This is a genomic window from Marinobacter sp. 1-3A, assembly GCF_016597775.1.
Taxonomy (GTDB): Bacteria; Pseudomonadota; Gammaproteobacteria; order Pseudomonadales; family Oleiphilaceae; genus Marinobacter; species Marinobacter xiaoshiensis.
Genome location: NZ_VCGZ01000002.1, coordinates 1 through 14,186, shown reverse-complemented (window position 1 = coordinate 14,186; position 14,186 = coordinate 1). Strand labels below are relative to the sequence as shown.

14 protein-coding genes are annotated in these 14,186 nt (G+C 55.0%); 8 read left to right on the top strand and 6 right to left on the bottom strand.

Annotation, left to right across the window (positions count from 1 at the left end):
• Window positions 1-41 precede the first annotated feature (41 nt).
• From FE848_RS03305 to FE848_RS03280, 6 genes are read left to right on the top strand one after another with little or no spacing between them, the layout of a single operon-like run.
• Entirely contained in the window at window positions 42-2,066 is a 2,025-nt protein-coding gene (locus FE848_RS03305; RefSeq protein WP_320159498.1) for a TonB-dependent receptor, read from the top strand.
• Window positions 2,067-2,091: 25 nt separating this feature from the next.
• Window positions 2,092-3,255 carry an HmuY family protein gene (locus FE848_RS03300; RefSeq protein WP_200201331.1) on the top strand — a complete coding sequence of 388 codons (1,164 nt, stop codon included), beginning with the start codon at window positions 2,092-2,094 and terminating at the stop codon, window positions 3,253-3,255.
• A 5-nt stretch (window positions 3,256-3,260) separates the two neighbouring features.
• Window positions 3,261-4,352, top strand: a complete 1,092-nt coding sequence (locus FE848_RS03295) for a hemin-degrading factor (protein ID WP_200201330.1) — start codon at window positions 3,261-3,263, stop codon at window positions 4,350-4,352.
• Window positions 4,343-5,224, top strand: coding sequence for a heme/hemin ABC transporter substrate-binding protein (locus tag FE848_RS03290; protein ID WP_200201329.1), 882 nt, complete (start codon window positions 4,343-4,345; stop codon window positions 5,222-5,224). Before FE848_RS03295 ends, FE848_RS03290 begins: the two co-directional genes overlap by 10 nt.
• Window positions 5,214-6,254: a FecCD family ABC transporter permease gene (locus tag FE848_RS03285; RefSeq protein ID WP_200201328.1), complete on the top strand. Its 1,041-nt coding sequence runs from the start codon at window positions 5,214-5,216 to the stop codon at window positions 6,252-6,254. The genes FE848_RS03290 and FE848_RS03285 overlap by 11 nt, the downstream gene beginning before the upstream one ends.
• Before the next feature lie 12 nt (window positions 6,255-6,266).
• Window positions 6,267-7,037, top strand: a complete 771-nt coding sequence (locus FE848_RS03280; protein ID WP_200201327.1) for a heme ABC transporter ATP-binding protein — start codon at window positions 6,267-6,269, stop codon at window positions 7,035-7,037.
• 43 nt (window positions 7,038-7,080) lie between these two features.
• On the opposite strand, the gene FE848_RS03275 is transcribed toward FE848_RS03280, so the two are convergent.
• The 5 genes from FE848_RS03275 to FE848_RS03255 all read right to left on the bottom strand — a co-directional run bounded on the left by FE848_RS03275 (window position 7,081) and on the right by FE848_RS03255 (window position 11,768).
• Window positions 7,081-7,842: a M15 family metallopeptidase gene (locus FE848_RS03275; protein ID WP_227714856.1), complete on the bottom strand. Its 762-nt coding sequence runs from the start codon at window positions 7,840-7,842 to the stop codon at window positions 7,081-7,083.
• 4 nt (window positions 7,843-7,846) lie between these two features.
• Window positions 7,847-9,124: a TRAP transporter large permease gene (locus FE848_RS03270; protein ID WP_200201326.1), complete on the bottom strand. Its 1,278-nt coding sequence runs from the start codon at window positions 9,122-9,124 to the stop codon at window positions 7,847-7,849.
• Window positions 9,121-9,612, bottom strand: a complete 492-nt coding sequence (locus FE848_RS03265; protein ID WP_200201325.1) for a TRAP transporter small permease — start codon at window positions 9,610-9,612, stop codon at window positions 9,121-9,123. Before FE848_RS03265 ends, FE848_RS03270 begins: the two co-directional genes overlap by 4 nt.
• Before the next feature lie 77 nt (window positions 9,613-9,689).
• Window positions 9,690-10,715, bottom strand: a complete 1,026-nt coding sequence (gene dctP / locus FE848_RS03260; protein WP_200201324.1) for a TRAP transporter substrate-binding protein DctP — start codon at window positions 10,713-10,715, stop codon at window positions 9,690-9,692.
• Between the two features lie 126 nt (window positions 10,716-10,841).
• Complete coding sequence (locus FE848_RS03255) at window positions 10,842-11,768, bottom strand: LysR family transcriptional regulator (RefSeq protein ID WP_200201323.1); 927 nt, start codon at window positions 11,766-11,768, stop codon at window positions 10,842-10,844.
• Between the two features lie 95 nt (window positions 11,769-11,863).
• Between FE848_RS03255 and FE848_RS03250 the strand changes: the two genes are divergently transcribed.
• The gene (locus FE848_RS03250) at window positions 11,864-12,799 is read left to right on the top strand and encodes a ketopantoate reductase family protein (RefSeq protein WP_200201322.1); all 936 of its coding nucleotides are present in this window, start codon (window positions 11,864-11,866) and stop codon (window positions 12,797-12,799) included.
• 73 nt (window positions 12,800-12,872) lie between these two features.
• On the opposite strand, the gene FE848_RS03245 is transcribed toward FE848_RS03250, so the two are convergent.
• Window positions 12,873-13,052, bottom strand: coding sequence for an RSP_7527 family protein (locus FE848_RS03245; protein WP_200201321.1), 180 nt, complete (start codon window positions 13,050-13,052; stop codon window positions 12,873-12,875).
• On the opposite strand from FE848_RS03245, the gene FE848_RS03240 reads away from it, so the two are divergent.
• Complete coding sequence (locus tag FE848_RS03240; RefSeq protein ID WP_200201320.1) at window positions 13,041-13,820, top strand: LysR substrate-binding domain-containing protein; 780 nt, start codon at window positions 13,041-13,043, stop codon at window positions 13,818-13,820. The genes FE848_RS03245 and FE848_RS03240 overlap by 12 nt on opposite strands.
• Window positions 13,821-14,186: the final 366 nt, after the last annotated feature.

Genomic DNA, 14,186 nt, shown 5'->3' with positions numbered 1-14,186 from the left:
TGGCTGTTGTTGGCCTGCCCACTTGAGAGGAGTGGAAGTGAGTGAGTGCTGCATGCGGGAAGAATCGTTCGACACTGCCTTTGTTCTCTATGGCTGTACTTACTCTGAGTGTTTGCGGGCAGGCGGCAGCAGACACCGCGCCACAATCCTCCTACTACCTGGATGAAATCGTCGTTACCGGTACCCGCTCCAACCGCATGCTCAGTGACACCCCCGTGCGGACTGAAGTTGTAACAGACCGGGAATTGGAAAAAACCCACGCCAGAAACGTCGCAGAGGCGATCGAGAACGTTGCCGGAGTGCAGCTGCGGAACATTCATGGCAAGGCCGGGAAGGAAGTCTGGCTTCAGGGTGTCGGTGCTGATCGGGTGCTGGTGCTGGTAGACGGGTTGCCACTCACGGCCACAACCGGCTCGTCGGTGGATGTAAGCCAGCTGGCACTGCTGGATGTAAAGCGGATTGAAGTGGTGAAGGGCGCGGGCTCTGCACAATACGGTAGTGCGGCCATCGGCGGTGTCGTCAACGTTATTACCCGCGATCTTGAGCCGGGCGTCCGGGGTGAGGTTACCCTGGATGGTGGCAGTTATGGCGAGCAAAACCCCAGTGGCGACCGTGCTGATTTTGGTCGCTACGGTGCACGAGCCAATATCGACATGGGCAGTGAACATCTGCGGCTTCGTCTGAGTGGATCGCACCAGAAATCCAATGGTATTGATCCGGAGCCCTCTACCTGGGCGAGGCCAGGAGATGAATACGATCGCAACCAGTTCAATACCCGGCTGGAGTGGCTGCCGGAGAGCGATCACAAGTTGTTTGCTGAAGCCGGTTATTTTGATGAGGCCTCCGGCTCCCGGTTCTTGAACGAAAAAGCCGGCACTGTTGTCAAACAAGGAAAGGAAGAGTCGGTCGAGCGCTGGCGCACGGTGCTGGGTGGCGAGCATGTTGTGAGTGAAACGCAGGCTGTTTTCTGGAATTTGCTGCGGGAAGAACTCACAGACAATACCTATAAGTATTCAACCTTTGGCCAGTTTGATCATCGCGATGCGAATCAAGTGTTGTCCCAGGCATCGGCTCACAGTGAATTCGCCATGGGTGAGAGTCATCTGCTCATGGTGGGTGCCGATTTCCGCCATGAAACCCTGGAACAAACGATTGATGGCCAGATGGAACTGGATGGCGGCAAACGTTCGCGCAACAGCAAGGAAATCTGGTTTCAGGATACCTGGATGCCCTCGAGCCGTTGGGAGTGGGTCGCCGGAATCCGCGGTCAGCAGGACTCCGATTTCGGCGACCATTATGCCCCCAAGCTAAACACCCGCTATGAATTGACGCCAGATAGCCCCGCCAGCCAATACCTCCGTGCAAGCTGGAGTGGCGGCTATCGAGTGCCCAACCTGAAAGAGCGTCATTACCGATTCGACCACAGCCAGCTTGGCTATGTGGTTGAAGGCAACCCGGACCTGTTACCAGAAACGTCGCAAAACCTGCAGCTCGGTTGGGGTGTCAATTACCTGAACACCGGCTGGTTTGAGGTTAATGCCTTTCAGAACCTGATCGATGATCTGATCCAGACCCAATTTGATGCTGACGCAACCGCTGCCCGTGGTGATGGCGTGGATGTGTATCGGTACGCCAACGTTGATAAGGCGCGCACCCGTGGAGTGGAAACCACGGCTGGCTGGCAGTTCTCCCCTGGCTGGGAAGTGACCGCTGGCTACACCTATACCCAGGCAGAAGACCGGGCCACTGGCCTTGAGTTACCCAATCGGCCGCAGCACCAAGCGCGGCTTGGCCTGGATGGGCCAGGAGGCATCCCCGGGCTGAACTGGTCGGTGCGGGTGCGCAACCAGAGTTCGGAGTACGTGGATACAGACGAAACCAAAAAGTCCCCGGGGTACACCACGGTGGATCTGAAACTGAATCAGACCTTTAGCGACAACCTGCAACTGTTTGCCGGTGTCGACAACCTCACCAATAAACAGCGTGACTTCGACGATGTCGATGATTTCGGCCCGGTGGCAGGACGATTTGTGTACATGGGCGTGACGCTTGGTTTTGGAAACTAACGATCGATCAACAAGGAGAAAGTGCATGAGTGGTATTTACCGGGGGCTCGGGTTGGCAACAGCAGTGGTATTGCTGGCTGGTTGTGGCGGCAGTGATAACAGTCTTGGCGGGTCAGATGAGACTGATGGCAGCGCACAAACAAAGCGCCAGGTGGTGGATGCGAAATCTTATAGCCAGGCCACCTACCTGAATTTGAACACTGGCGCGACCATGCAAATGACGGTGGAAGAAGCGCAAGGCCGAACCGACTGGCACCTGTCATTCAAACGCGACACGGTGCAGGTGAATGGCGGCGCCTCGGGGGCCGGCAATGTGGCTGGGGCTGTTGCTAACTCCCAGGGCAAGTTTTATGACAATGCAGGCGAACCCAACTTCAATCTTCTGGTGAATGCCACGGCATCATCAGAGGAAGAGGCCTTATTGGCGGAGTATCCAGAGCCGGGCAGCAGGGACTGGGTTAGTGATTCAATCACCAACAGCTTTGGCAGTGATTGGTACAGCTACAACCCTGACGGCGGAATCATGAACGCCAATTCGGACAATGGTTGGTTGGTGCGGTCAGCGGAAGGCAATAGCTACGCCCGTATGCGAATGATCGAAATGGATTTTCCTACCCGCACGGGTGAGGGCATCAAGAGTTTTACAGTGGCCTTCGATGTTCAGGTTCCAGGTACCGACACTTTCACTCAAACGGCGACGTTTACCGGGTCGATCGGCGCGGCTGGAGGCGAAAGCTGCTTTGATTTTGATGCGGGCTCTTCGGTGGACTGTGAAACCTCTGCAAGTTGGGACGTAAAGCTGGGCTTCGCTGGCCGCGATATCTACCTGAGAAGTAACAGTGGCACCTCGGGTGATGGCGACGGTGGAGTATTCGGGCCCTTTGAATGGACCGTTCTGGAAGGCTACCTCAGCGCCACCATAGCGCCTGCTTCAGGCGAGGATCTGAAAAGCCGATACGCCGCGGACACAACAAGTGGCGTGTTCAAGGCCACAAGCTGGTACGCCTACGACCAGGCGGGTGGCCATCTGCTTCGTCCCAATTTCCGCGTGTACCTGATCGATACCGACTCCACCGATCCTGAAGCGTCTGTTTATGCCGTTCAAATTGTTGGCTATTACGGCGACGACGGTGTTTCAGGACAGCCCATCGTTCGTTGGACTAACGCATCACTAACCGCAGCAGAGTAAATATTATGAACGCAACCATAGAAGCCCCTGAGGTTCAGTCAGAAATTTCGCTAAAAGACCGCTGGCAGCTGCTGATGTCTGAGCAGCCAAATTTGCGGATTCGCAATGCTGCGGCTTTGCTCGGCGTTAGTGAAATGGAGCTGATGATGTGTCGTGAAGAAGGCGCACTTACGCCTCTGACGAATGATTTTGGTGCACTGATAACGGAGCTGGAATCTGTTGGCGAAGTTATGATGCTCGCCCGCAATGATGAAATGGTGCATGAGATTACCGGCCACCTGAAAGGGTTCAAGGTAACCGGCGGTGGTTCCATGGGCCTGTCCGTTGGTGAAATGGATCTGCGGGTGTTCTTCCGCAGCTGGGCCTTTGGTTTTCAGGTGGTTGAAGAGGTGCGTTCCGGCACACGCCATAGCCTGCAGTTTTTTGATGCCAGCGGGCGAGCTATCCAGAAGGTGTATAAAACTGCAGGCACAGATGCCGAAGCCTGGGATGCATTGGTCGCAAAATACCAGGCCGATCAGCCTGTAACGCCGGAGTTGAAATCCGCCCCCTCGCCGGAGCCGCGTGTGGACCCTGCCAGTGTGGACGTGTCAGCCCTGCAGCAGGATTGGGCAACACTGAAAGATGTGCACCATTTCCACGCCATGCTCAAACGCAACAAAGTCGACCGCCTGACTGCGGTTGAGTTGGTTGGCCCTGCCTACACCCGAAAGCTCATGGGCAGTACGGACTCGATTGAGTCGCCGCTGGATGAGCTGTTGCTGCAGGTAAAAACCAACCAGTGCCCGATTATGGTGTTTGTGGGTAACCCCGGCATCGTGCAAATCTGGACAGGTCAGGTGGATAACATTCGCCGGGTAGGCGAGTGGATGAATGTGCTGGACCCGGGGTTCAACCTGCATGCAAAGACCGGCGATGTGACAGATTGGTGGACCGTGAAGCGGCCTTCTGTGGACGGCACCATAACTTCATTGGAAGGCTATAACGCAAACGGTGAAATCGTACTTACTGTCTTCGGAAAGCGTAAGCCTGGCCAGACAGAATCAGCAGACTGGCAGGCCGAAGTGAGAGTTCTGGAGGCAAAGCTATGCGGTTGATAGGCATTTTGCTGACAACCCTGCTGGCACTTCCGGCTTATGCCGGAAGTGCCGGTGAAGCAGACGCTGGCAGTTCACGCATTGTCAGTGCCGACGGCGCGGTGACGGAGATCTTGTTTGCGCTTGGAGTGGAGGATCAGCTGGTGGGCGTTGATACCACCAGTAAATATCCGGCTGCAGCAAATCAACTGCCCAAGGTGGGCTATCTGCGTGCTTTACCCTTTGAAGGCGTGTTGTCGCTAAACCCGGATCAGCTGATCACCACGGAAGAAGCAGAGCCAGAGCAAACCTTGCAGCGGCTTGAACAGGTAGGAGTGAAGGTGACTCGACTACCCGTTGCCCAAAGCCCGGAACAGACGCTGCAGCGGATTACCGCTATCGGCGAGCTGGTGAACCGGGAAGCTGAGGCCGCAAAGCTTGTCAGCGACCTGCAAAGGGTATTTGACGGTATTGATAAGAAAGTGGCTGCGAGGGAATGGGCACCCAGCGTATTGATATTGTTAGCCGCAGGTAATCATGGTGTCTCATTCGGCGGCAGCCACACTGGTGCTGATGCCTTGCTTGATAGTATCGGTGCCACCAACGCAGTCAGTGATATTCGAGGCTATAAACCGGCGAGTCGCGAAGCGATCATCAGCGCCAATCCTGATGCCATTATTGTGGCGGAGACTGCTCCCGGGCAGTTCCGAATTACAGACTGGCCGGAGCTGGCACAACTGCCCGCCTGGAAAAACGGCCACCGCTATGTGGGTGACAGCATGTTGCTGCTGAGTTTTGGGCCACGGCTGGCAGAGGCCATGCTGGCCATTGATCAGATTCTCCCGGAAGGGCCGCGGCCAGAGAACACCTTCGCCAGCAATCATGGCGACTGATACGGCGCGGCGAGTTCCAGCTGGCGCCACCTTCGGGGTTCTGGCTGCGTTGGCTGTTCTGGCGGCTCTGTTTTCTTTGACCAACGGTGCTTATCCGTTAGGCGCTAAAGATGTGCTGAATCTGCTGGTGGAACCGGCTCTTGCAAAGCCCGCCACCCAGATGGTGTTTTTCGAGGTTCGCATGCCCCGCTTGGTTTTAGGGTTTCTCACCGGTGCTGTGCTGGCCGTTTCGGGAACTCTGCTGCAGGGGTTGTTTCGCAATCCGCTGGCAGACCCGGGATTAATCGGGGTTTCTGGTGGTGCCGCATTGGCCGCGGTGTCGGTGATTGTTCTTGGGGGCAGTTGGCTGTCTGGTTGGGCGTTGCTCACCGGCCGTTGGGCTTTGCCGCTGGCGGCGTTTCTGGGGTCGGTAGTTACAACCCTGTTGGCCTGGCGCGTTGCCAGTCGCTCTGGTGGAGTGGCTGTGGCAACTCTGCTGCTGGCAGGTATAGCCATTAATGCAGTGGCCGGTGCCTTAACAGGCCTGCTGACCTTCTACGCCGATGATGGGGAGTTGCGGTCGTTGACCTTTTGGAGCATGGGCAGTCTTGGCCGTGCCAGCTGGGAAGACATTCGCATCGCTGGCCCCTGGATGCTGGTGGCTCTGCTGCTGGCACCCCTGTTGGCCAAGCCTCTTGATGCTTTCGCACTCGGGGAATCGGTAGCGGGTCATCTCGGGTTTTCGGTGCAGTGGGTAAAGCGGGCGACGGTTTTGCTGTCTGCACTGGGTACGGGCGCTGCGGTGGCGGTAACCGGCCTTATCGGGTTCGTTGGGTTGGTGGTGCCGCACCTGTTACGACAAATTGTCGGCGCTGGGCACAGGGTATTGATCCCCGCCAGTGGACTGGCAGGCGGTGTGTTACTGGTGGCGGCAGACAGCTTGGCGCGGGTGGTTGTGGCGCCGGCGGAACTGCCCATTGGTTTGATGATGTCGCTGTTAGGCGGGCCATTCTTTTTGGTACTGCTTATGAGAATGCGCATTGGCGCATAGGGAGCTGGCACCATGAAAGTTTTAAGGGCTAAGCAGTTAGGGCTGACCATAGGGCGAAGCCGAATACTGCAAGATGTGTCACTCACCGTCGAACCGGGTGAGCTGGTTGCGTTGCTCGGCCCTAACGGTGCCGGCAAGTCATCATTGTTGAAAACGCTGGCGGGAGAGTTGGCATTTGGGCAGGGCACCATTGAACTGTTCGGCCGCTCAATTCAGCAATGGAAAGGCGCTGAGCTTGCCCGCCAACGGGCGGTGATGCCCCAACGGGTGGATGTGAGCTTCCCATTCACGGTTCGTGAAATAGTGGCATTGGGATGCTCGGGCCTAGCTGCCGCAGAGCGCAATGAACTGATTGATTACCTGCTGCAGCGATTGGGCATTGGCAATATGGCCGGCCGTTTGGTGCCAACCTTGTCTGGAGGTGAGCAGCAGCGGGTGCAGCTCGCCAGAGTGTTGGCGCAAATCTGGCACACAAACGGGCCACGGCTATTGCTGCTGGATGAATGTACCTCGGCGCTGGATCCTGCTCAACAGCAAACCGTATTCAGCCTGCTGCGGGAGCTGGCGAAAGATCAGGGGTATAGCGTCGTAGCGGTGATACATGATCTGAACGTAGCGTCATGCTACGCCGACCGCCTGGTGATGATGGCGGCAGGGCGCATAGTAGAAAATGGCGCAGCAAATACCATTCTGGAGCCGGGGTTGCTGGACAAGGTGTTTGGTTTAAAGGCGCGAGTGCTGGCCTTGCCAGAGGGCTACCCTATGGTGATTCCGCAGGCATAGTACGGCCGATTGGCGCGCCAAGCCTGCATGTTCATATTAGCCGTTACGCCAGCTGTTGGCGCCAGCGGTTTTCAATGGTGTCCAATTCGGCCGGGCCGTAGCAGGCCTGGTCATGGGCGCCGTAGTAAGCCCATAGTTGATCGCCAAAATCGTAGTGCCACCATTCACTGGGCAGGTTGGTGAAACCCTGCTGTTTCATGGTGTTGAATAGCAAGCGGCGGTGATCCCGTGCTTTCTTCTGCTGCGACGTGAGGGTTTCGAGTTGCTCGAAATAATCGCTGTGGGAAGCCGGTAGTGCTTCATCAAACAACGTACCCATATCCAACGGCAAACCATCAGCATCGCAGAGCGTCACATCCACTGCACCGCCGGTAAGGTGCGGGCTTGGGGCTGTCGGTTCGCGGCTTGGAACCGAGACAAACTCCCTTGTTCTCTCAAGTAGTGCTGCTTCGTCCAGGTCGGGTTGCTGATGCTGAATGGCCTCATGCAGGGTGTCGAACAAGTACTGTTGCACCCGCCATGGGCGCCAGCCGTCCAGAACGATGATGCCGATCCCTTCGGGCAGACTGCGCGCCGCAGCGAGTAGTGCCCGGTACACACCTTCACGAACAAAGCATTCCTGTATCGCACCGGGTATGCCCATTCGGGCGTAGGCAGGAAATACCTTTATGGGTGCAGGAGCCAGGCTCATTGGCACCAGGCTCTCACCGTTATCTTCAATCGACACGGAGCGCAGAGTTTCCCAGCTGGGAGCCGGGTAGCTGGGGATGGGCGTCAAATCACTCAATAACGTAGTTAAAGGCATTGTCTTATCCAAACTGGGTAGGGAGCCACAGCGTCAGCGGTGGGAACAGAATTAATAGAATGAGTACCGCAACAGCCGTCAGCACAAAGGGCCAGATGGTTCTGAACAGCGAGACTATCTCAAGCCGGCTGACCGCCGCTGCGACGAAAACGCAGGCGCCTAGCGGTGGTGTTATCAGCGCAATGGTGATGTTCAGCGTGATGATGACACCCAGATGAACCGGGTCTATGCCGGCCATCATGGCCACGGGCACAAAGATTGGCGTAAGCAGCATCAGCGCCGACACTTCTTCCATAAACATGCCCGTGAAGAAGGTGATAAGGCTCAGCAGCAATAGAATGATCACACCATTGTCGACATAAGGTGCGAGCAGAGACACAAACTGCGCAGGAACCTGAGCGTAGGAGAGAAGCCAGCTAATGGTGGCAGAGGCTGCCATGATCAGGAAAATCGCAGAGGTCAGGCGTGCTGTATCAACGACCGCTTTCCAGCACTCCTGTAAACGTAGCCCGCCAAGCACGAAACCACACAAAGCCACATACAGAGCTGTGAGCGCCCCGGATTCGGTCGGAGTTACAAAGCCAAACACTATGCCTGCAACGATAATGAACGGTGCAATCAGAGCGGGCAGCGCACCAATAAATGCGACTCCAAGTTGGCCGAAGGAAGGTAGCTTTCCGCTTTTGGGCAGCTTCTTGCGCCAGGCATACCAGGCGTTCATGCCCATAAAAGCCACGCCCAGCAGCAAGCCAGGCACAACGCCCGCCAGAAACAGATCACCCACTGAAATGTTTGTCAGTGAGGCATAAAGAATCATGAAAATGCTGGGTGGAATGATCGGGCCTATGAGCGAGCTGCCTGCGGTCAAACCGGCGGCAAAGGCCCTTGAGTAGCCTTCTTTCTCCATGGCTGGAACTAACAGAGAGCCCAGTGCCGATGTGTCGGCCACGGCAGAACCGTTGATACCTGCAAAGAAGATGCTCGAAACCACGTTAACGTGGCCCATGCCGCCCCGTAAGTGCCCAACCAGCAGTCGAGCCAACCCCATCAAACGCTCGGTCAAGCCACTCACGTTCATCAGGTTGCCGGCGAAGATAAACAATGGAATCGCCATCAGGGAGAATACGTTGATCCCGCTAAAGAACTGCTGCGGCATCATCCGTGGAATCATCGACGGATCAACAAATAGGAAGCCTACAATTGCCGTTGTAATCAGAGCGATGAACAAAGGCAGTCCAAGTAAAACGTGGACAAGAAAAACGGCCAACATGGTGAGGATCATAGCTGGTCCTCTATGGTCTTGAGGGGGGCAGGCCCATACAGCAGTGCATGCCAGGCCAGCAGTAAAAAGCCGAGAGGTAATGACATCAGAGGGACTGTTCGGCTAATGCCGAGCCCGGATGTGGTGAACATGTTGACCGACAACGCATAGCGATAGCTGGCCCACGCTGCTCCCAGGGCAACAAACAAAGTAAGCAGCCATTGGTAGACAACCAGCACTCGTGCGATTGGTGCGGGTAGCAGCTTTTCCAGCAGGCCAACACGCATGTGGCCACCTTCAGCCCAAACCGCGCCAGCCCCGAGCATAACGGTGCCTATGATCAAAAAGCGTGAGAGCTCATCTGTCCAGATAGGCGCACCACCAGCAATGTAGCGTGCAAAAACCCCAAACAGAATGGCTGCGACATTAAGGGATAACAAAGCTCCCGCCAGAGTCAGGGTAGACGGGCAGCTTATAGCCAACAGGCGATAACGAAGCTTGGTGAGCATTGCAGCGTTCCAGTATGCGCAGAAAGATAAAGGGCTGGCGAAACCAGCCCTCTGTCGTGGTAAAGAAAAGGCGTGGTTTAGCGTTTCATGCCCGCATCTTCCAGAGCCATATCAATCCAGCGCTGCTCAATACCGCGCTCTTTGAGCCATTTCAGGTAGGCGGGCTGGCCAATGTTCTGGAACTCGGCCAGGTCTTTTTCAGAAGGACGAATAACTTCCATGCCTTGCTCTTCCAGGAAGGTGATGCGCTTTTCAACTTGTGCTTCATTGAGCTCCCTGGCGTTGCGGTTGGCCTCGGCGACGGCTTCCATAAAGGCGCTGCGAATATCCTCATCCCAGCCTTCGATCATCTTGCTGTTGCCCACAAGGAACTGATCGGAGTACTGAATATTCGCAAGGGTCAGGTACTTCTGAACTTCATGAAGACTGCCCAGGGCGATGTACATGGGCGGGTTCATTTGGCCGTCAGCTACTCTGGTACGCAGAGCCATATAGGTTTCTGTCCAGGGGATAGGCGTGCCGGACGCACCAAATGCTTCATAAAGTGCTACCTGGCTTGGGTCCATGGCGCGGAAGCGCAAACCTTCAAAGTCAGCAGGACGGCTGATGGGCCTTTTGTTGTTGGTGAAGGCCAGAAAACCGCCTTCTTCAACAACAGCCAGCATATCGATGCCAGCACGCTCTTTCAGGGCAGCGCTTACTTCCTGCCAATACTTGCCTTCATCAAAGAATGTACGTGCGGCAGCAAAATCTTCGAACAGGAACGGGATGGCGCTGACAAAAATCTCATCTACCAGAGGCGAGACACCCGCAAAGGATGCGATGTTGAGCGACGGCGTGCTCATGGTTTGCTCCATGCGCTCCTGCTCTTCGCCCAGCATGCTGTTGGGGTACAGCGTCAGCTTTAGCTGGTCATTGGTTTTTTCTTCGACCAGCTCTTTCAGGTTCGTGGCAAAAACGTGAACAGCGTTCTTTTCCAGATCTGGTGCGCCGTTGTAGCTCAGGTTAATTGTGGTTGCTGCGAGGGCGTTGCCAGCCATCAAGGCAGAGCCAAGCAGGCAAGCTGAGATCAGGCGCTTGGGTGAAAAGAGTTTAGTCATCATATTTAATTTCCTGTTTTATTGTCATTAGTTGCTGGGCACCAAACACGAACCCACAGGTGCTTCAAGGATGCCAGTTAGTAGGCTATGTGTTGAAGTGTTGACTATGCAATACCTAAAGTGTGGACTTTATTGCAACAGTCTAGGGGCGTCAGCGGAGAAAAAACGCATTCCTTTTTGCAAATGGTCGATACACGCGGCTGCCGCAATCGTTAACTCCTGGCTTCTGAGGCTGACAATCTGGGCGCGAGTATCGTTCATAATCGGGTATTGCATGGGTAGAGGAATGATTTCTCCTCGCATTATTTCATCCATGACGGTGAGTTCTGGCATAAACGTAACGCCGATCCCTGAACGGACAAAATTCTTCAAAACAGAGACGGAATTTGTATGAAGGCGGGCCTCAAGGTGCACATGTTCCTGGTGAGCTGCCATATTCACCATCTGCCGCATACCAAAGGGGTTGTCCATAAGTGCCAGTGGCCACCCTTTCAGATCGTTGAGTGTTACGGGGCGGTTCAGCTCCGTTAGCGGGTGGTCTGGAGGCACAATCAGATCGAGTGGCTGGCGGGTTTCCACATGGCAGAAAAACTGCGGATCTGCCGGTGGCGCATAGAGTAGTGCTATGTCGACCTCACGATCTTTGAGAAGCGACATGGCTTCGTTAACGCCGGCCATGCGGATTTCAACATTGATCCCCGAGAACTCCGACATAAAAGTGCCTAGCGGGGCGGCAATCAAATCTGCGACAAAGCCTTCCCCCACGGCTATTCGAACTTCGCCTTTGGCCAGGTTTTGCAGAGCCATCAGTTGGGAAAGTACAGCCTCTTCGGAAGCTCTCTGGGAATGAAAGTGGTGAACAAGTAGCTGCCCTGCAGCAGTTGCCCGCATACCACGCCCGTGCCGTTCACACAGGCGCGTGTCCAGCTCTTCTTCCAGAGCTTTTATCTGGCGGCTAACAGCGGAGGCGTCGACATTCAGATGGGCGGCTGCGCGCCGTAAGGAGCCGCGGCGAATGACCTCGTTCAGGTAGGCAAGTGCACGTTGGTTAAGCATATAAAACGCCGGTTGGTGGGGCAGTGCGTAATGAACTATCTTTACGGGCTTGGTGCAAACAGCCATTCGGTTGATGTAGAAGAGGGTAGGTAAACATGAGTAAAAAGCCAAGCATGCTGATTGTTGGCGCCGGAGCGATTGGTAGCTTCTACGGTGCCATTCTCAAGAAAGCCGGATGCGCTGTGAGCGTTGTGGTGCGTTCAGATTATGAAGCGATCAAAGAGCATGGCATTCGAATCGAAAGCCCGCTCGGTGACCTGTCCTTCGCGCCTGATCATGTCTATCGGTCTGGCGACATGCCAGAAACCTATCCCGACTTCCTGATTCTCTGTGTGAAAGTGCTTCCCGGCGTAGACAGGGCAGCCATGATTGCTCCCTGGATGGGTGAGAATACTCGCCTGGTACTGATTGAAAACGGGCTGGATATTGAACAAGAGTTGGTGGATGCCTACCCGTATAACCCGCTCATAAGTTGTCTGGCGTTTGCGGCGGTAAGCCGGGTGGATTCCGGAATAGTCGAGCACAAGGCCTTTGGAAAGCTGGTGTTTGGGCGTTACCCGCAAGGCATTGATGGGGGCTGCCAGATACTTGCTGCATTGTTTCGGGATGGCGGGATCAATGTTGAACTGACTGAACGCGTAGTGGGCGAGCGTTGGCGGAAATGTCTCTGGAATACTCCGTTTAACCCCCTGTCGGTCATCGCCAATGGTGCGGACACGCGAACCCTGGTGGACACAGATGGAGGCGAAGAGCTAATGCGGGCAATGATGCGCGAGGTGATGGAGGTAGCGGCGGCCGACGGCTACCCCATGGGCGAGTCGTTGATCGACAAGAATATCGCGAGTACCCGTAAGATGCCCGCGTACAAGAACAGTATGGCGCTGGACTACCTGAACGGTCGCCCGATCGAACGGGACGCTGTGCTTGGCAGTGTGGTGGCCATAGCCAAGCGCCATGGTATTGCAGTGCCACACCTGAACACGGTGCTGGTCACTTTGAAAATGCGTGCTGCCCTCGAAGGGCGAGCTTAAACAGCTATCCTCGCAACATGAAATTTACTTTTATTCAGTTGCTGGACGAGCTCAGTTTCCGAGATTGCCGTTATTAATGGCTGGGAGAAACCTTGCCCGTTGCAGATTGCGCTGAAGAGCGAAAGATTGCACTCAGCTTTGCAGGCAGCGCGCTAATTAGCTCTGCCATGTATTCGCTGCGCTCTTTTTTGGCCAGTTCTACAGCCTGACTGATTTCTGTAATGCTGGGAATGTGTGATGCTTGAGTGTTCATAAGGATGGTCTCCTGAGTTTTCACCACATACTTGTTGAGCTAACGCCTTCTGGCAAGCAGTACCTGGTGTCTGTGAAGCATGCGCTGAACGAAATTGAAGTGGCGACTCACAGGCTCACGGCCAGCAAGGAAACGAATGTGGTCCAGATCAGCGTCGCGCCCAACTTCCTGACGCGCTGGCTTATGCCCCGTATGTCTCGTTTCAGAGAGATGTTTCCGGATATTGAGTTACGGATAAGTGCCTCGGTTGGATTGCTCGATTTCAATCAGTCGAGTACTGATATGGCGGTCTACTACGGCAATGGTGAGTGGGACGACATTGAGGTCTACTTCCTGCAAAAAGTAATGCTTGTACCTGTGTGTAGCCCCAAACTCCTGGAAGGAAAACACCCTTTGCTGGAGCCGGCCGATTTGCGACATCACACATTGATTTATGTCAGCACCCGCATGTGGGAGTGGGAGAACTGGTTTCAGGTGGCCAGTTCGGAATACATTACGCCAAAAGACAGCCTTCAATTGTCGAGCAGCCAATTGACCACTGCCGCAGCGCAAGAAAATCTTGGCGTTGCACTTGCTGATCTCACATTGACCTCAAGAGAGATCAGTTCCGGGAGTTTGGTGGTGCCCTTTAATATCCCACTCGACACCCGGAAGGCCTTCTACCTTGTTCATCAGAAGCATCGCCCTTTAATGGCGGCTATGAAAGCGTTTAAAGAGTGGTTGATTGCCGAGATCCAGGCGCCGGATGTCTATGGGATAGGGGCGTGAGCTGGGTGTGTTCAGCTGGTTTTAAAGCTGTGCTGCCCATCTTCAGCGCCCTCTGACCACTACTCTAGAAACTACCTTCAAACCTTGCAACAAGGCCCCTGCCAGGGGACAGGATTTCTCCATCAGTAAGGTGTTCCCGGTAGCGCTTGTCCAGCAGGTTGTTGCCTTCCAGTGTTACCTTCAAACTGCTCAGATCACCGGTTGAGCCAAAATCCCACCCCAGTGATATATCTATTGTTGCATAGCGGTGTTTTTCAAGATAGTTGACACTGTTTCTGTGTTTAAGCCGCGTCTTTTTCTACGGCGCATTTTTCCGGATTCAGTGTCGTTGGCCCAACGGGCTCGCAATTTCTGACCTGGCGACTT